Annotated in this window: 18 protein-coding genes; 4 read left to right on the top strand and 14 right to left on the bottom strand. The window is 71.1% G+C overall.

Annotation, left to right across the window (positions count from 1 at the left end):
- Positions 1-78: 78 nt before the first annotated feature.
- The 3 genes from DJ017_RS11570 to DJ017_RS11560 all read right to left on the bottom strand — a co-directional run bounded on the left by DJ017_RS11570 (position 79) and on the right by DJ017_RS11560 (position 3206).
- A complete protein-coding gene (locus DJ017_RS11570; protein ID WP_111528861.1) occupies positions 79-1605 on the bottom strand; it encodes an acyl-CoA carboxylase subunit beta in 1527 nt (508 codons plus the stop codon).
- A 92-nt stretch (positions 1606-1697) separates the two neighbouring features.
- Positions 1698-2351 carry a hypothetical protein gene (locus tag DJ017_RS11565; protein ID WP_111528860.1) on the bottom strand — a complete coding sequence of 218 codons (654 nt, stop codon included), beginning with the start codon at positions 2349-2351 and terminating at the stop codon, positions 1698-1700.
- Between the two features lie 72 nt (positions 2352-2423).
- Positions 2424-3206, bottom strand: a complete 783-nt coding sequence (locus tag DJ017_RS11560) for an ATP12 family chaperone protein (protein ID WP_165830602.1) — start codon at positions 3204-3206, stop codon at positions 2424-2426.
- Between the two features lie 29 nt (positions 3207-3235).
- On the opposite strand from DJ017_RS11560, the gene DJ017_RS11555 reads away from it, so the two are divergent.
- Complete coding sequence (locus DJ017_RS11555; protein WP_111528859.1) at positions 3236-4630, top strand: DUF1800 domain-containing protein; 1395 nt, start codon at positions 3236-3238, stop codon at positions 4628-4630.
- Entirely contained in the window at positions 4627-5898 is a 1272-nt protein-coding gene (locus tag DJ017_RS11550) for a DUF1501 domain-containing protein (RefSeq protein ID WP_111528858.1), read from the top strand. Before DJ017_RS11555 ends, DJ017_RS11550 begins: the two co-directional genes overlap by 4 nt.
- Here DJ017_RS11550 and DJ017_RS11545 read toward each other — a convergent pair.
- The 10 genes from DJ017_RS11545 to DJ017_RS11500 form a co-directional block, all read right to left on the bottom strand.
- Positions 5895-6878: an RluA family pseudouridine synthase gene (locus tag DJ017_RS11545; protein ID WP_111528857.1), complete on the bottom strand. Its 984-nt coding sequence runs from the start codon at positions 6876-6878 to the stop codon at positions 5895-5897. The two genes, DJ017_RS11550 and DJ017_RS11545, sit on opposite strands and share 4 nt — an antisense overlap.
- Positions 6879-6940: 62 nt before the next feature.
- Positions 6941-7429, bottom strand: coding sequence for a CC0125/CC1285 family lipoprotein (locus tag DJ017_RS11540; protein ID WP_111528856.1), 489 nt, complete (start codon positions 7427-7429; stop codon positions 6941-6943).
- A 23-nt stretch (positions 7430-7452) separates the two neighbouring features.
- Positions 7453-8208 carry an RluA family pseudouridine synthase gene (locus tag DJ017_RS11535; RefSeq protein ID WP_111528855.1) on the bottom strand — a complete coding sequence of 252 codons (756 nt, stop codon included), beginning with the start codon at positions 8206-8208 and terminating at the stop codon, positions 7453-7455.
- 10 nt (positions 8209-8218) lie between these two features.
- Positions 8219-8674, bottom strand: a complete 456-nt coding sequence (locus tag DJ017_RS11530) for a hypothetical protein (protein ID WP_111528854.1) — start codon at positions 8672-8674, stop codon at positions 8219-8221.
- A gap of 69 nt (positions 8675-8743) precedes the next feature.
- Positions 8744-10048, bottom strand: a complete 1305-nt coding sequence (locus DJ017_RS11525) for a replication-associated recombination protein A (protein ID WP_111528853.1) — start codon at positions 10046-10048, stop codon at positions 8744-8746.
- Positions 10049-10082: 34 nt separating this feature from the next.
- Positions 10083-11495, bottom strand: a complete 1413-nt coding sequence (locus DJ017_RS11520) for a Do family serine endopeptidase (protein ID WP_111528852.1) — start codon at positions 11493-11495, stop codon at positions 10083-10085.
- A gap of 95 nt (positions 11496-11590) precedes the next feature.
- Positions 11591-12889, bottom strand: coding sequence for a TCR/Tet family MFS transporter (locus DJ017_RS11515; RefSeq protein WP_319417948.1), 1299 nt, complete (start codon positions 12887-12889; stop codon positions 11591-11593).
- Positions 12890-12946: 57 nt separating this feature from the next.
- On the bottom strand, positions 12947-13405 hold the full coding sequence (locus DJ017_RS11510; protein ID WP_111528851.1) for an SRPBCC domain-containing protein: 459 nt from the start codon (positions 13403-13405) through the stop codon (positions 12947-12949).
- Positions 13402-13737, bottom strand: a complete 336-nt coding sequence (locus DJ017_RS11505) for an ArsR/SmtB family transcription factor (protein WP_227000117.1) — start codon at positions 13735-13737, stop codon at positions 13402-13404. Before DJ017_RS11505 ends, DJ017_RS11510 begins: the two co-directional genes overlap by 4 nt.
- Positions 13734-14189: a VOC family protein gene (locus DJ017_RS11500; protein WP_111528849.1), complete on the bottom strand. Its 456-nt coding sequence runs from the start codon at positions 14187-14189 to the stop codon at positions 13734-13736. Before DJ017_RS11500 ends, DJ017_RS11505 begins: the two co-directional genes overlap by 4 nt.
- Positions 14190-14297: 108 nt before the next feature.
- Between DJ017_RS11500 and DJ017_RS11495 the strand changes: the two genes are divergently transcribed.
- Positions 14298-15533 (top strand): alkaline phosphatase family protein, encoded by a 1236-nt coding sequence (locus DJ017_RS11495; RefSeq protein ID WP_111528848.1) that lies wholly within the window; start codon positions 14298-14300, stop codon positions 15531-15533.
- Between the two features lie 4 nt (positions 15534-15537).
- Positions 15538-16953, top strand: a complete 1416-nt coding sequence (locus DJ017_RS11490) for an integral membrane-like protein (protein ID WP_111528847.1) — start codon at positions 15538-15540, stop codon at positions 16951-16953.
- Between the two features lie 20 nt (positions 16954-16973).
- Here the strand turns inward: DJ017_RS11490 and rplQ are convergent, their stop codons facing one another.
- Positions 16974-17393, bottom strand: a complete 420-nt coding sequence (rplQ, locus tag DJ017_RS11485; protein ID WP_111528846.1) for a 50S ribosomal protein L17 — start codon at positions 17391-17393, stop codon at positions 16974-16976.
- Positions 17394-17474: the final 81 nt, after the last annotated feature.

The following is a 17474-nucleotide window of genomic DNA, read 5'->3' as shown; positions in this document are numbered from 1 at the left end:
GGGCTTGCGGGCGCAAGCTCGCCCTAGCGGCAGAACACGGGTGGGCGGAGGGGGTTCCGGTTCCCCCCGATGGTTTCCCTAGAGGGGGATGTTGTCGTGCTTCTTCCAGGGATTGGAGAGCTGCTTGCCGGCCAGGTTCTTGAGCGCCTTGACGATCCGGCGACGGGTGCCGTGCGGCATGATCACGTCGTCGATGTAGCCGCGGGACGCCGCCACGAAGGGGTTGGCGAAGCGGGCCTTGTACTCGGCCTCGGCCTCGACCAGCTCCTCCGGGCTCTGGTTACGGAAGATGATCTCCACCGCGCCCTTGGAGCCCATGACGGCGATCTCGGCGGTCGGCCAAGCGTAATTGATGTCGCCCCGGATATGCTTTGAGCTCATCACGTCGTAGGCGCCGCCATAGGCCTTGCGCGTGATCAGGGTGATCTTCGGCACGGTGGCCTCGGCGTAGGCGAACAGCAGCTTCGCCCCGTGGCGGATCAGGCCGCCCTGCTCCTGCTTGGTGCCAGGCATGAAGCCGGGCACGTCGACGAAGGTCACCAGCGGGATATCGAAGGCGTCGCAGAAGCGCACGAACCGCGCACCCTTGCGCGAGGAATCGATGTCGAGCACCCCGGCGAGCACCTGCGGCTGGTTGGCGACGATGCCCACCGTCTGGCCGTCGAGGCGCCCGAAGCCGACGATGATGTTCTTGGCGAAGTCCGGCGAGATCTCGAAGAAGTCCTGCTCGTCGACGACCTTCAGGATCAGCTCCTTCATGTCGTAGGGCTTGTTCGGATTGGCCGGCACCAAGGTGTCGAGCGAGGGCTCGTCCCGGTACGGCTCGTCATAGCTCTCGCGGACCGGCGGCTTCTCGCGATTGGAGAGCGGCAGGAAGTCAATCAGGCGGCGGACCTGGGTCAGGGCCTCGAGATCGTTCTCGAAGGCGCCGTCGGCGACGCCGGACTTCAGCGCGTGCACCCGGTAGCCGCCGAGCTCCTCGTGGCTGACCTCTTCGTGGGTGACCGTCTTCACCACGTCGGGACCGGTCACGTACATGTAGCTCGTGTCCTTCACCATGAAGATGAAGTCGGTGATCGCCGGCGAATAGACGTCGCCGCCGGCGCACGGGCCCATGATGACGCTGATCTGCGGGATGACGCCCGAAGCCAGGGTGTTCTGCAGGAAGATGTCGGCATAGCCGGCGAGGCCGTCGACGCCCTCCTGGATGCGCGCACCACCGGCGTCGAACAGACCGATGATGGGAGCGCCCACCTTCATGGCCTGCTGCTGCACCTTGACGATCTTCTGGGCGTGGGCGTTCGACAGCGAGCCGCCGAACACGGTGAAGTCCTTCGAGAAGACGAACACCACCCGGCCGTTGATGCGGCCCCAGCCGGTGACGACGCCGTCGCCGGGCACCTTCTGCTCGGCCATGCCGAAGTCGGTCGCGCGGTGCTCGACGAACATGTCGAACTCCTCGAACGACCCCTCGTCCAGCAGCAGGTCGATACGCTCGCGGGCGGTGAGCTTGCCCTTGGCGTGCTGGCTGGCGATGCGCCGCTCGCCGCCGCCCAGGCGCGCCGTCTCGCGGCGCTTCTCGAGCTCTTCCAGGATGTCCTTCACTCAGAACCCCTTTTGGGTGAAATCAGTCGGCGAAGGGGTAGTCGCCGCGCCCCGCCCGCGCAAGCTCACGCAGAGGCAGGGAAAAGCCGAACTCAGCCGATGGCCGAGCGACGCGCCTGTTCGTAACGGCTGACCGCCTGCTGGCGGAACGAGGTCATGTCGGCCTGCGCAGCCACGAGAAGGGCCAGAGCCGCCTGGCCCTGGGCGACCGTGGCCGCCGCATGCCGCTGGGCCGAGGCCGCGGCGAAGGCGCTGCGGGCCGCTTCCGAGACGCTGCCCTCGGCCAGCACCTTGCCGATCATGGCCTGAGCGCGGCTGGCGGCGGCCGGATCGGCGGCCACCACCGGCGTCGGGACGGGCCGCGGCCCAGGAGGCTCCGAGACTGGCGGCTGGCTCACCGGCGGCGGATCCTGCGCCGGAGGGCCGCCCACCGGCGGAATCACCACGGGCGGAATGACGACGGGCGGCGGGGTGGGCTGGCCACCGGAATGACCGTGGTGGTCGTCGTGGCCATGCTCCGGCTGCGGATCCGCGTGACCGCGGCCGCGGGCGTCCTGCTGGAGGGCGATCAGCGCCGCCATCGCCGGAGCCGCCACCTTGGCCGCCTCGGGGGCCAGACCCGGCGCCTTGCGTTCGGCGGCGGCAGGGCGGACAGGCTCGACCTTCACCGGCGTCACCGGCGCAGCCGCGCGCACCGCCACGGGGCGGATCACGGTCTGGACGCTGATGGCCGCGATGCGGGTCACGCGCTGGGCTCCGAGCCGTTTCGGCACAACCGCCGAAACTTCGAAGCCTTCCGCGCAAGCCGCGGGCCAGTCTCAGTCTGGGAGCGCCCTGAACCACCGCTCGAGCATCAGCGCCTCGACCTTGAGCCGCTCGGCGCGCTCGGCCGCCTCCTCGTCGACGCCCCACTTCTCCGCCTGCCAGATCTCGTCCAGCTGCGAGAGTTCGAAGGCCTGGACGCCGGTCAGCCAGCCGCGGCGCAGGCCGATGGCCAGGATCGCCGAGCCGAACAGGGCCGCGCCGAACGCCAGGCCAGCGAGGCCGAAGTCGCCCTCTGCCAGCGCGATCGCGCGCACCTCGGCCAGGGTTTCTTCCGGCTGCGCCTGGTGGACGATGCCAGCCGCGCGGACGAACGAGACCTTCGCCTCTTCCTCGATGCGGGTCAGCACTGGCTCCCAGTGGGCCTGCTGGCGCTCCACGAGCGCCACCGGCTCCTCGGCGAAGTAGCAGATCAGGTCCGAGGCGGCGTAGCTCGCCACCGCGTCGGCCGTCTCCGCGCGCGCCGGCGGGATCGATTCGATGGCGGTGTTGGCGAGACGGGTGGCGTGCATGCCGGCGATTTCGAGGGTCTCGCCCTGCGCCGCCCACTCCTCCGCCACCATGTCGGCCAGCGCTCGGGTGGGCAGGGTCAGACGGCCGCCCTTGGGCGTGCGCACGCCGCGGCCGTCGAGCCTGACCGCAAATCCGCCATCCTCCGGGACCACCTCGACGGCCTTGTAGAAGCGTCTCGGCTTTTCGATGGGTTCGATGAAGCCCTTGGCCACTCTGATCTCCCGCTTGCGCGACGGATCGCCGCCGGCGCCCCGTGGAATGGCCATGAAGACGCCCCGTTGCAAGGGAGCCTGCCGTGGCTGTTCCCGATCGTGACCTGAAAGCCGCCATCGCCGCCACGCGGTTCGGCCTCGGGGCCAGGCCGGGCGAGATCGCCGAGGCGGCCCGCGACCCACGGGGCTTCCTCAAGGCGCAGATCCGCCGCGAAGGCGCCGACCTGCCCCGAACGAATGGCGAGGGATCGGCCCAGCGCATCGCCGACCTGCGCGAGTTCCAGCAATTCAAGCGCGAGGCGAAGCAGGAGGGCGAAGGCAAGGACCCGGTCAAGCTCGCCCAGAAGATGCTGCGCGAAGACACCGGCGAGGATTTCCTCGGTCGCGCGCAGCTCGGCGCGACCACCGAAGCGGGCTTCCGGGAGCGGTGGGCGCTGTTCTTCGCCAACCACTTCACCGTCGCCGCCAACAAGCTGCAGACCGAGACCGTGGTCGGGCCCTTCGAGGCCGAAGCCATCCGGCCCCACGTGTTCGGCCATTTCGGCGACCTTCTGATCGCCGCCGAGACCCATCCGGCGATGATGCTCTACCTCGACCAGGTCCAGTCCGTGGGGCCGAACAGCCCGCTGGCCCAGCGCGCGGCCATGCGCCCCGGCCCCCGCCGGAACCTGGGCCTGAACGAGAACCTCGCCCGCGAGATCATGGAGCTGCACACTGTCGGGGTGCACGGCGGCTATTCGCAGGCCGACGTCACCGAGTTCGCCCGCGCCATGACCGGGCTCTCCATCGGCGGCTTCCGCGGGCCCGAGGAGCAGGTCGGCGCCCTGCTCTTCCGCACCGCCGCCCACGAGCCGGGCGAGCGCACGGTCATGGGGGTGCGCTATCGGGCCGACGGCGAGCGGCAGGCGCAGGCCATCCTCTCGGACCTGGCGGCCAAGCCCCAATCCGCCCGCTTCGTCTGCGCCAAGATCGCCCGCCACTTCGTCGCCGACGACCCGCCGCCGGCCCTGGTCGGACGGCTCGAGACCGCCTGGAACCGCTCCGGCGGCGACCTCGCCCGCGTCGCCGAGGCGCTGATCGAGGCGCCCGAGGCCTGGCAGCCGGCGCCCGCCAAGTTCAAGACACCCTACGAGTTCGTCGTCTCCAGCTACCGCGCCGCGGGGACCGAGCCGCAGGCGGTGAACCAGGTGGCGCCGATCCTCACCGCCCTCGGTCAGAAGCCCTTCACCCCCGGCTCGCCCAAGGGCTGGCCGGACGTGGCGGCGGACTGGGCCGCCCCCGACGCGATCGTCAAGCGCATGCAGTTCGCCCAGGCCTTCGCGGCTCAGGCCATTGGCGGACGCGATCCCAAGGCGCTCGCCGAGGAGGCGCTGGGAGCGCGCCTCTCCGCCCCGACGGCGCTCGCGGTCGCCCGCGCCGAGAGCCGCCCCGAAGGTTTCGCCCTGCTCCTGATGAGCCCGGAGTTCCAACGCCGATGACCGCTCACCTCCCCTCCCGCCCGCCGAGCCGGCGCGGCGTTCTGGCCGCCGGCGCGGCCATCGGTCTGTCGCTCCAGTTCCTGGCCACCCAGAGCTTTGCCGCCGCCGAGGGTGACCTTGGCCGCCGCAAGTTCGTCTTCGTGATCTGCCGGGGCGGCATGGACGGGCTCACCGTCTCCCCGCCGGTGGGCGATCGCGACTACGCGGCCCTGCGCGGGCCGATCGCCCTGGGCGACGAGGCGCCGAAGCTCGATTCCACCTTCGCCCTGCATCCGGCCCTGTCCGCGACCTACGCGCTCGCCCAGTCCGGCCAGGCGCGCATCGCGCCCGCCGTCGCCACCCCCGACCGCGCCCGCTCCCACTTCGAGGCCCAGGACGTGCTGGAGAGCGGCTCACCGGTCGTCTACGGCGCGAGTTCCGGCTGGCTGAACCGCGCCGTCGAGAGTCTCTCGCAGAGCCGCAAGGTCTCCGCCCTCTCGGTCGGCCCCACCGCGCCCCTCGTCCTGCGCGGCAAGGCGCCCTACGCCTCCTGGTCGCCGGGCAAGGTGGTGGACAGCCAGGCCCGGCTGCCCACCCTGCTGCAGGACCTCTACAAGGACGATCCCCTGCTCGGCCCGGCCCTGGCCCGCGGGCTCGCCACAGAGGCGATGGCGCAGGAGGCCATGACCCAGGTCGCGCGGATGACCCCCGCCCAGGCCGCCGCCACCCCCGTCGCGCCCCCTGGACCCGCCGCCAGGGCGCTGCAGGCCCAGGGCCGCGAGGCCGCCCGCAAGCTCGGCGGGACCCTTGCCGGCCTCATGCGTGAGTCGGGCGGGCCTCAGATCGCCGCCATCTCGCTCGACGGCTTCGACACCCACGCCGGCGAAGGCGCCGCGACCGGGCAGCTCGCCACGCGCCTGACTTACCTGGACGCCGTGCTGGACGGTCTCCACCAGGGGCTCGGCCCCGACTGGAAGGACACGGTCGTCGCCGTCGCCACCGAGTTCGGGCGAACGGCCAGGGTCAACGGCACCGGCGGCACCGACCACGGCACCGCCTCCACCGCCCTGCTCCTCGGCGGCGCGCTCAAGAAGGGCGGCATCGTCGGCGACTGGCCCACGCTGAAGGAGGCTGCGTTGTTCGAGAACCGTGACCTCGCGCCGACCCTGGACATGCGCGGCCTGTTCAAGGGCCTGCTCATGGACCACCTCGGCGTCGACAGGGCGGCGCTCGAGACGACGGTGTTCCCCGACAGCGCGGCGGCGAAGCCCGTCCTCGGCCTCGTCTAGCGACGGCGGCGCCGGGCGAAGGGCTCGGGATCGGCCTCGTGTTCGTCGAAGCCGAACCGGGCGAAGCCGGCCTTCATCTCCTTCGAGAGCGGCGCTTCGAGCATCAGCATGCCGCGCGAGGGGTGCGGCAGGACCAGGCGACGGGCGTGCAGCTGCAGCTTCAGGTCCCCAGACAGCGCCTCCGACACCTCGGTCTTGTACTTGGGGTCCCCCAGGATCGGATGGCCGATCGCCAGCATGTGGGCGCGCAGCTGGTGCGTCCGCCCGGTGTGCGGCCACAGCGCCATCCAGGCGACCTTGTCGGCCGCTCGGCTCAGGGTCACGAACTCGGTCTCGGCGCTCTCGCCGTTGGGGTCCTTGGGCTCGGCCGGCACGACCATTTCGCGGTCGCCGACCCCCTTCTTGACCAGCGGCAGCTCCAACACGCCCTCCGAGGGCTTGGGCAATCCGGCCACCAGCGCCCAGTAGATCTTCTCGGTCTTGCGACGGGCGAAGGCCCCCGCGAGCTTGGCCGCCGCGCCCGGCGTCTTGCCGAGCACCAGCACGCCCGAGGTGTCACGGTCCAGCCGGTGAACCAGCCTCGGCCGCTCCAGCCCCTCGCCCCAGGCCGACAGCAGCCGGTCCACATGGTGGGTCGTCTTAGTGCCGCCCTGCACCGCCAGGCCCGACGGCTTGTTCAGCGCCAGGACCTCTTCGTCCTCATAGATGACGAGGCTCTTGGCATAGGCGATGTCGCGGGGATCGAGGCCCTTCTTCTCGCCCGGCGGCGGGGCGTCGGGCAGCGGCGGCACCCGCACCTGGTCGCCGGGCTCCAGCCGGCTCTCCGGCTTGGCGCGCGCGCCGTTCACGCGCACCTGGCCCGAACGCGCCAGCTTGGCGATCTGGCCCTGCGTCAGGTGCGGCCAGCGCCGCCGGAACCACCGGTCCAGCCGCACGCCCTCCTCGCCGGCGCCCACGGTGATCGTCCGCACTTCCCTCATGCGTGCGCTTATGCGGGCGCCCCCGCGCCCTGTCATCCGACTTTGTCATTCGGCGCCGGCGGCTAGCCGGCGCGCGGCCCCACCGTCTCGCGCACGCCGCGGGCGTCGTAGACCTCCGGCCCCGAGGGTCTTGGCCCCTTGCCCATCAGCACCTCGAGGCTGGTCATCAGCGACGGCCCCCCGCTCAGGGGAAAGCCGGAGCTGACGCCCACCCCGGTCGCCGAATGGCGGCCGAAACTCGCCCCGCCGACGCCGAAGCCGATCGAGGTCCCGCCGTAGCCGGTCTGCCGGGTCACCCGCTCGACCACCCGGAACCAGTCATAGCCCTCGGCCAGGGCGAGGTCGGCGGCGCGCAGCAAGGCGAAGTCCTGGACCATGGCCTCGGGCGCGCCCGGCCCGCCCTGGAAGGCGACCCGATAGCGGCCGGGCTCGATGCGCATCTCGGAGAAGCCCACGCCGCTGGGCCCGGAAGCCGGCTGGAAGCGGGTCGGCGCGGTCGCGCAGGCGGCCAGGGCGAGGGTGCAAACGGCGGCGATCAGGACGTTCTTCATGGCTAGCCTTGAACGGACGCGCCTCAGCCGCGTTCCGCGAGGCCCAGTCTCGCGGCCAGCTCGGCCATGTCGACGGGCACAGGCGCCTCGATGCGCTTCATCCCGCCGCCCGGATGGGGAAATGACAGCGCCACCGCATGCAGCATCAGGCGCGGCACGGGCTCGCCAGCCACGGTCAGCGCCCCGCCGTAGCGGGCGTCCCCGGCGATCGGCCGGCCGATGGACGCCAGGTGCACGCGCAGCTGGTGCATCCGGCCGGTCTGCGGCTCCAGCTCCACCAGGGCCGCGCCCGTCCCCTCGGCCAGGGTCCGGTAGCGGGTGAAGGCCGTCTCCGCGTCGGGATGGTCCGGCGCGCAGACCCGCATGTAGGCCTCGCGTCCGATCTCCTCCCGGCGCAGGGCCGTCTCGATGGTCCCGGACCGGGGCTCCGGCGCGCCGGGCGTGACGATCGCCCGGTAGGTCTTCTTGATCTTGCGGGCCATCATCGCCTTGCCCAGGAAGCCGGCGGCCGGCTGGGTCTTGGCGGTCAGGATGACGCCGGAAGTGTCGCGGTCGAGCCGGTGGATGAGCCGCGGCCTCGCCTTGCCGGGCCGGGCGAACGCCCACAGCAGCTCGTCGAGGGTGTTCACCCCCTTCTTGCCGCCCTGGCTCGAGATGCCCGGCGGCTTGGCGAGCGCCAGCAGCGCCTCGTCCTCGTAGATCACCAGTCCGCGGACGAAGGCGATCTCCTCGGCGGTCAGCAGGGCGGGCGGCTTCGGCGGTTTCGGCGGCGTCCTCACGCCCCCGCGTCTAGCGGAGGAAGCCCCGCTTCGCCATCGTCCAGGCGTACCAGAGCTGGAACAGCACCGCGCCGGCGATCACCGCGTTCATCAGCGCCCCGCTCGCGCCCATCAGCTTGCCGGCGTCTGACAGCAGGTGCGTGTAGGCCAGGCTCGCCGCCACGCCGGCCATGGAGACCCCGAAGGCGTGGACGGCGAATTGGGAGCGGCCGAGCAGCAGGACAGAGCCCGCCACCGAGCCCCAGACGCCCAGGGCCCAGGCGCCGACCGCCCACGCCGGCATGGCGTGCAGCGCCGCGATCTGGGCGGCGTTCATGCCGGCGCCCTGCATGTACGCGTCACCCTTCACCTGGGTCATCAGGTAGTCGTAGCCGCCGAAGGCGTTCCAGATCAGCCCGATCACCCCCACCAGCCAGAAGTGCCAGGGCGCCTTGGCCGCGCCCGTGTCGTTCACTGCCGTCGTCATCGTTCCCTCCCCCAGGGGTTGTGGGGAGAGGCTAAACCCGGCAGGTTCGAAGAACAATGGTTGGCGAGATCAGCCGCCGCGCTTGGCCCGCAGCTGCGCCCAGCGCTCCAGCCGCTCCTTGATGCGCGCCTCCGAGCCCTCGCCCTTTGGCTGGTAGAAGCTGCGGCGCTCCATCCCGTCCGGGAAGTAGTTCTGCCCGGAGAACCCCTGCTCTGCGTCGTGGTCGTAGGCGTAGCCCTTGCCGTAGCCGAGATCCTTCATGAGCCGCGTGGGCGCGTTCAGGATATGGCTGGGCGGCATCAGCGAGCCGGTCTCCTTGGCCGCCTTCATCGCCGCCCCGAACGCCTTGTAGACGGCGTTGGACTTTGGCGCCGTGGCCAGGTGCACGGTGAGCTGGGCGAGGGCTATCTCCCCTTCGGGAGACCCAAGGAAGTCGTAGGTGTCCTTGGCGGCGTTGGCGAGCAGCAGCGACAGCGGGTCGGCCTCGCCGATGTCCTCGGCGGCGGCGCGGATCAGCCGGCGAGCGATGAACAGCGGGTCCTCGCCGCCCTGGAGCATGCGCGCCAGCCAGTAGAGCGCTGCGTCGGGGTCCGAGCCGCGGATCGACTTATGCAGCGCCGAGATCAGGTTGTAATGCTCCTCCCGGTCCTTGTCGTAGGCCGGCGAGCGCTTCTGCAGGATCTGGCCGAGCTCCTTGGTGGTGAGCGGCTTGGCCGAGCCGATGTTGAACAGGGTCTCAGCGAGGGTCAGCAGGTAGCGCCCGTCGCCGTCCGCCAGGGCCACCAGCGCCGCGCGCGCCTCGGGCTCCAGCGGCAGCGGCCGCGCCTCGAAGGTCTCGGCCTTGGCGAGCAGCGCCTCGAGCGCCTCCTCGTCCAGGCGCTTCAACACGAAAACCTGGCAGCGGGACAGGAGCGCCCCGTTGAGCTCGAATGACGGGTTCTCCGTCGTCGCGCCCACGAGGGTGACGATCCCCTCCTCCACGAACGGCAGGAAGCCGTCCTGCTGGGCGCGGTTGAAGCGGTGGATCTCGTCGACGAACAGCAGGGTCGCCTGCCCGGCCGCACGGCGCACGCGCGCCTGCTCGAACGCCTTCTTCAGGTCTGCGACGCCCGAGAACACCGCCGACAGCTGCTGGAACTCATAGCCCGCCGCCTTGGCGAGCAGCCGGGCGATGGTCGTCTTGCCCGTGCCGGGCGGCCCCCACAGGATCATCGAGGCCAGCCGCTTGGCGTCGGCCATGCGCCGGATCGGCCCCTCGGGCCCCAGCAGGTGATCCTGGCCGACCACCTCCTCTAGTGACTGCGGGCGCAGCCGGTCCGCGAGCGGCGACGGCGCCTGCGGCGTCAACCCAGCAGCTTCGAACAGATCGGCCATGGTGAGGGCTTAGCACAAACCGCCACGCCCGCGCCTAGACCTGGAACGTGCCGGTCACTTCCTGGCCGTCGCGCTCGATGGTGATCTGCCAGACGCGGCCGCCGCCCGCCAGTGCGGCCACCAGGTCGCGGACGTTGGAGACGCGCCGACCGTTCACGGCGCGCACGATGTCGCCCGCCTTGAGGCCCGCCTGGGCGGCGATGCCCTGGCCGCCGTTCAGGATGACCACGCCGGGGTTGGTGAAGGGATCCATGCCGATCTGGTCGGCGACGGCCGGCGACAGGTTGGCCACCGTCGCGCCCTGCAGCGGATTGCGGCCGCTGATCTCGCGCTCCTCGCGGGCCGGGCTGGCCGGCGCCGGCTCGGCGCGGATGGTCAGGGTCTCGTCGCCGTGGCCGCGTCGCACGTCGATCTTCACCGCGTCGCCGATCCGATGGGTGCTGATGGCGTAGGTCACGCCGCCGGCGTCGACCACCGGCTTGCCGTCCACCGAGACGATCACGTCGCCCTGGCGCAGGCCGCCGGCCGCCGCCGGGCCGCCCGGCCAGATGTCGGCCACCAGCGCGCCCTGCGGCGTCGCCAGGCCCATGCTGCGGGCGATGTCCGGGGTCACCGATTGCATGCGCGCGCCGAGCCAGGCGCGGACCAGCGAGTGGCCGCCGCCGACCGCGGTCTCCACCACCCGCTTCACCAGGGCCGAGGGAATGGCGAAGCCGACGCCGGACGAGGTGCCCGAGCGCGAGAGGATGAAGCTGTTGATGCCGATGATGTCGCCGTTCATGTCGACCAGGGGCCCGCCGGAGTTGCCCGGATTGATGGCCGCGTCGGTCTGGATGTAGCTCGAGGCCGCGTCGCCGGACGGGTCGGCCGTGCGGTTCAGCGCCGAGACGATGCCGTTGGTCACCGTCTGGCCGACGCCGAACGGATTGCCGATCGCCAGGACGAGGTCGCCCACCTGCAGGTCGCCAGTGTCGTCGATGGCCAAGGCCGGCAGCCGCTCGCCGCCGGGCGGGTCGATCTTCAGGATGGCGAGGTCGGTGCGCGGGTCCGCGAGCAGCACCTTGGCCGGGAACTCCCGCCGGTCGGCCAGCGCCACGGTGATCTCCTGGCCACCCTCGACCACGTGGTTGTTGGTCACGATCACCCCGTCAGGGCGCACGATCACGCCCGAACCCAGCGAGCCCACCACGCGGTCGCGCGGCGCGCCGAGGCCGAACAGCTCCCAGAACGGGTCCACCTGCTGACGGACCACCCGCTTGGACGAGATGTTGACCACCGCCGGCGAGGCCTTCTTCACCACCGGGGCGAAGGACTGGCGCATGGTGAGCGCGCTCGTCGGCACGGCGCGGGTCGGCGCCGGCAAGGTGCTCTGGGCCTGGCTGTTGCCGGCCGGCGAGCAGGCGGCGAGAAGGACGAGGGTGGGAACGAGGACGCGGAAAGCGCGCATGGAATCTCCCGGCGGACACCCGAAAAACGACCTGCACTCTGCCGAGGTTTCAGGCGCAAAAATGGCGGCGGATCAAGCCCTCTCGGCCAGGCTCTTCAGGCAGGCGCCTTCTCGGGCTCGGCCACCGGCGCCCGCGCCGTGGCGAGCGCCAGCAGGAAGGCGAGCCCGAGGAGGGCCGAGGCCACATAGATCGCCAGTCCCGGAGCATGCAGGCTGGCGTCGTGGCGCAGCGCCCAGGCGAAGGTCTCGCCGAAAATCACCGGCCCGATGATCGAGGCGATGCCCTGCAGGCTCTGGTTGGCGCCCTGCAACTGGCCCTGCTCATGGGGCGGCACGCGCCGGGTCATCAGCCCCTGCAGCCCGGGCATCATCAGGCCGGAGAAGGCGAAGATCGGGGCGCCGATGAGATAGAGCCACCCCTTCGAGGCCCACCCGTACCAGGCGAAGCCCACGGCGCCGACGATGGCTCCCGTCAGCAGGGTCCGCCGCTCCCCGAGGCGCGAGACGATCGGGCCGACCAGGAACATCTGGACGATGACGCCCAGCACGCCGGTGAGCAGGAAGGTGAAGCCGAGGATCCGCGGCGTCCAGCCGTAGCGATAGGTGGTGTAGAGAACGAAGATGGTCGGCAGCACCACCTGGCTGAGCTGGAAGAGGAAGCCGACGGCGGCGAGCCCCAGCAGCCCCGGGTGGGCGCGCAGCAGTCCCAGCGACCCCACCGGATTGGCCCGCTTCCAGTCGAAGCGGCTCAGCCGTTTCTCCTTGGGCAGGGATTCCGGCAGCACGAAGAGGCCATAGAGCCAGTTCACCGCCGTCAGGGCCGCCGCCGCCAGGAACGGCAGGCGCAGGTCGTGCGCGCCCAGAAGGCCGCCGATGGTCGGGCCGAAGATGAAGCCGAAGGAGAAGGCCGAGGCCATCATCCCGAAGGTCTTGGCACGCTTCTCGGGCGGGGTGACGTCGGCCACATAGGCGCCCGCCGTCGAGAAGCTGGAGGCCGTCATGCCGTTCAGCACCCGGCCCACATAGAGCCACCAGAGCGTCGGGGCGAAGGCCATGAACAGGAAGTCGATGGCGAGGCCGAAGAACGAGATCAGCAGCACCGGCCGGCGGCCCACCCGGTCGGACAGCATGCCGAGGATCGGGCCGAAGAAGAACTGCATCAGCCCCCAGGTGGCGCCGAAGAACAGGTTCCACTCCGAGGCCGCGGCCGTGTCGCCGCCGGTGAACTGGCGGATCAGGTTCGGCAGGATCGGGATCATGATCCCGAACGAGACCGAGTTCATCAGCGCCGAGGCGTAGATGAAGCCGAACGCGGCTTGGCGGCGCGGCTTGCCCGCGGGCGCCGGCGGCCCCTCGACCTCGCTTGCGATCTCCTGGCGCGCCGCGTCAGCCACCCTCGTCCCCCAAACAATTCAACCCGGAAACAAAACCGGAACTTCGAACGATCAGCGTTACGCCAGCTCCCGCAGTGACGCAAGGTGATCCCGCCAGAAGTCGGCAAGTCTGGCGAGCAGGGCCGCATCGGGAAACCCGTGCCGCGAGACGCTGCCGTCCGGCACGCGATCGAAGCCGCGGTGCTCGACGCTGACGCGCGTCTCCTCCCCCACCGCCTCGAAGCGCACCTCCACCTCCGTCTCGAGATCGGGCGGGAAGTTGGCCTGCCGATAGGAGAAGATAAGCCGCGCCGGCGGCTCCCAGGCGCGCACCTGGCCGATCTGGAAGACTTTGCCGGTGGCGAGGGTCTCGATCAGCCAGCCATCCCGGAACGCCAGGAGCCCGGGCGCGCGCGGCGTGGTCTGGAAGAGGCCGCTCGGCCGCCACCACTGGCCGATCTCGTCGGTGAAGGCCTCGAAGGCCCGCTCGGGCGTGGCCTTCACACGCAGGGCCACGAACACCTTGGAGCCGGTCATCGGCCTTTCTCGACGTGCGCCTTGAAGGCGGCGAGCTGGCCGCTCCACATCCGTTCGGCTTCTGCGAGCCAGCGCTGCAGGTGGACCATGGGTTCGGGCCTCAGGGCGTAGATGCGCACGCGGGCGTCGAAGGCCGGGTGCGTCTCCTCCACCAGCCCGCTCTCGCGCAGGGTCTTCAGGCGCCGGCTCATCGCCGGTGGGGCGAGGCTCAGCTCCCGGGCGAGCTCGCCCGCCGGGCGCGGAGCCTCGGCGAGCAGCTCCACCGCACGTCGGCAATAGGGATCGGCCAGCGCCGCCAGCGTCCGGTCGATTTCGGCGGGCCGCGCGCTCACACCCAGCCCGTGATCTTGGTCCCGCTGACCCGCTCGGCCTCCTCGCGCGAGACCGCCTTCACCGTCTGGCCGATCGTCCAGATGTGGCCTTCCGGATCGCGGCAGCGATAGGTGCGATCGCCGTAGAACTGGGTCTCCGGCTCCATGATGATCTCGCCTCCGGCGGCCCGGGCGCGCTCACAGTGGGCGTCCACGTCCTCGGTGATCTGGATGTGAACCGTCTGGGTGTTCTTGCCGCCGATGGACTTCGGGCTCTTGTGGTCGGCGCTCCATTCGTTGCCGACCATGACCGCCGCATCGCCCCAGCGCATCTCCGAGTGCAGGAGGGCGCCGTCAGCATCCTCGATCAGCATCACGAGCTCGAAGCCGAACGCCTTCTCCAGCCACGCCAGCGCGGCCTTCGGGTCCTGGTAGCAGACCGCCGAGATCAGCGGCGCACGCCAATCCGCCATGTCGAAACCCTTTCATGTTTCGGATATATTTTCTCACATCGTGAAATATCTTCAAGCCCCTCGCAACGGCTGCTAGGAAGCGTCGCATTCGCCCCCTAGGCTCGGCCCATGCTCCGCCGAGTCCTCGTCGCCTTCAGCCTGGCCCTGGCCCTCGCCGCCTGCGCGACGGTTCCGCGGTCGCCGCCGGAGAAATCTGCCGAAGCGCCGGTCATGGTCCTGATCTCGATCGACGGCTTCCGCGCCGATTATCTCGACCGCGGCGTCACTCCCACCCTCTCGGCCCTGGCGGCCCGCGGCGTCCGCGGCGAGATGCGCCCCTCCTTCCCGTCCAAGACCTTCCCGAACCACTACGCCCTGGTCACGGGCCTGCGGCCGGACCGCAACGGCATCGTCGACAACAACATGGTCGATCCCGCTATTCCCGGCGTCGTCTTCGCCATGGCGAACAAGGCCGCGGTCGTCGACGCCCGCTGGTGGAACGACGCCAAGCCGATCTGGGTCAGCGCCGAGCAGCAGGGCGTGCGGACCGGGACCCTGTTCTGGCCGGGCTCGGAGGCGCCGATCCGCGGCGTCCGCCCAACGCGCTACGCCGCCTACGACCAGGAGATGCCCGCCGGCGAGCGCGTCGACCGGGCGCTCGCCTGGCTCGACCTGCCCGCCGCCGAGCGCCCGCGCTTCCTGACGCTCTACTTCGACGCGGTCGACACCGCTGGCCACCACGCGGGCCCGGATTCACCCGAGGTGAACGCCGCCGCCGCCGACACCGACGCGGCCATCGCCCGCCTGCTCGCCGGGCTGAAGGCCCGCAACCGCAACGCCAACCTGGTGATCGTCGCAGACCACGGCATGGCCGCCACGCCCGCCGGACAGGTCGTCTACGCCGACGACCTCGTGCCGATGTCCGCCACCCGCACCCTGACCATGGGGGCGTTCTGGGCCCTGTCTCCCCTCCCCGGCCACGAGGCGGAAGTCGCCAAGGCGCTGATCCGGCCGCTGGCCCACATGCAGTGCTGGCAAAAGGCGCAGATCCCGGCCCGCTACCACTACGGCCACCATCCGCGCGTACCGGCCTATTTCTGCCTGGCGGAGACCGGCTGGGAGATCTCGACCCACGCCTACCGGGCCCGCCACCCCAACCCCGACAAGGGCGACCATGGATTCGATCCCTACGCGCCGGAGATGCAGGCCGTCTTCGTCGCCAATGGCCCGGCCTTTCGGTCCGGCGTGCGGCTGGCGACCTTCGACAATGTCGACGTCTATCCGCTGCTCGCCCGGGTCCTCGGCGTGAGGCCCGACCCCGGCGACGGACGCCTGGCGGACGTCGCCGCGGCCTTGGCGCCGTAACGCCTTGGCGCGGGCCTGGTGGGTCATCCTGCTGGTCGCGACGGCGCTGATGGCGCCGCTTCTGATCGCCGGCGCCAACGGCCTCGACAGCGGCGCCTACAACTACACCTGGACCCGGCAGTTCGCCGAAGGCCTCGCCCGGGGCGAACTCTATCCGCGCTGGCTGCCGGGCAGCTTCCGGGGGCTCGGCAGCCCGGCCTTCTTCTTCTATCCGCCCCTCGCCTTCTATCTCGCCGGCGGCCTCGACCTCCTGGGGCTTCCCACCTGGCAGGCGATCAATGTCGCCGCGCTCCTCGGCCTCGCCGCCTCGGGCGCCGCCATGTGGCTGTGGCTGAGGGACAAGACGCCCCACGCCCTCCTCTGGGCCTGCCTCTACATGGCCGCGCCCTACCACCTCACGGACATCTACGTGCGGGCGGCGCTCGCCGAGAGCTACGCCTTCGCCTGGCTGCCGCTCATCGCCCTCGGGATGGAGGGGCGGCCGCGCCTCCTGGCCATCGCCTATGCGGGGCTGATCCTCACCCATCTGCCGACGGCAGTGCTGGCGAGCCTGTTCCTCATCGCCCCGATGCTGACACGCCTGACGATGCGCCAGCTCGCCGGCGCGGCGGTCGCCGGAACCATCGGCCTGGGTCTTGCGGCCATCTACCTCGCCCCCGCCCTCACCCTGCAGGGTCACATCTCGACGGATCAGCTCGGCAACATCGCCCTGCCGCCGGATCGCGCCACCCTCTGGTCCGGCGCCATCGCCCCGCAGCACCTGGCGATCGTCGCCGCTTTGACCGCCCTCGCCGGGGCCACGCTCTGGACGGCGCGGCGGCGCGGTCAGCCGTGGCTCTTCGCCGCCATCGCCCTGGCCGCCCTGGCCATGGCGGCGGGCCTCGTCCCCGTCCTCTGGCGAGCGCCGGTCCTGCGCCAGGTGCAGTTCCCGTTCCGCGCCCTCGCCATCGCCGAGTTCGCGGTCGTCACCGCCCTCGCCCTCGCCCCGCCGCCTCGCGCGTGGCTGAGGCTCGGCGTCGGCCTCGCCGTGATCGCCTGGACCGCCAGCGCCACCTACGCCGCCATCCTGGTGCCGGCCGCCAATGCGCCGCAGCGCCTGAAGGCGATCGAGCGGACCCTGCAGGACGCGCCGGAGTACATGCCGCCGGGGACCGCCCCGAAGGGCCTGACGGGTTACGACCGCCTGCCGCGCCCCGAGCGCTTCCTGCCGGCCGACCGTTTCAACTTCCCGATCTGGCGCGTGGATGGCCGGCCCTGGCCGGGGCCTGTCATCCCGCTCGGCCACAGCGTCACCCGCGTCACCCTGCCCGTGGAGCGCGCGGGGACGCTCGTCAGCCTGGCGGCGGCGGCCGCCTGGCTCTTGTGGCTGGCCCTCTCGCGCAAACGAAAAGCCCCGGACGTTGCCGTCCGGGGCCCGTAGGACCGGCTGGTCCTGAAACCTTAGTCTTCGGCGGAGAAGTTCGCCTCGGCGACCGGACCGGAGTCCTTGCCCTTCTCAGCCGGGTCGCGGTCGACGAACTCGATGACCGCCAGCGGGGCGTTGTCGCCATGGCGGAAGCCCGCCTTAAGGACGCGGACGTAGCCGCCGTTGCGCTCGGCGTAGCGCGGGCCGAGGACCGCGAACAGCTTGCCCACCTGCTCCACGTCACGGACGCGGCTGATGGCGATGCGGCGGGCGTGCAGGTCGCCGCGCTTGCCGAGGGTCACCAGCTTCTCGACGAAGGGGCGCAGCTCCTTGGCCTTCGGCAGGGTGGTCACGATCTGCTCGTGCTTGATCAGGCTGGCGGCCATGTTGGCGAACATGGCGGTGCGGTGGGCGGTCGTCCGACCCAGTTTGCGATAGGCTTTACCGTGACGCATTTCATATCTCCTGGGCCGCTCGGGCCGCCTGGACGCCGCCGATCTTCTGGCACACGTCCGACCTAACCAAGTCCCAGCCTG

Origin of the sequence: Phenylobacterium soli (assembly GCF_003254475.1) — a bacterium.
Classification (GTDB): Bacteria; Pseudomonadota; Alphaproteobacteria; order Caulobacterales; family Caulobacteraceae; genus Phenylobacterium; species Phenylobacterium soli.
The sequence above is the reverse complement of the archived record's forward strand: the minus strand, read 5'-3'. Positions and strand labels throughout refer to the sequence as shown.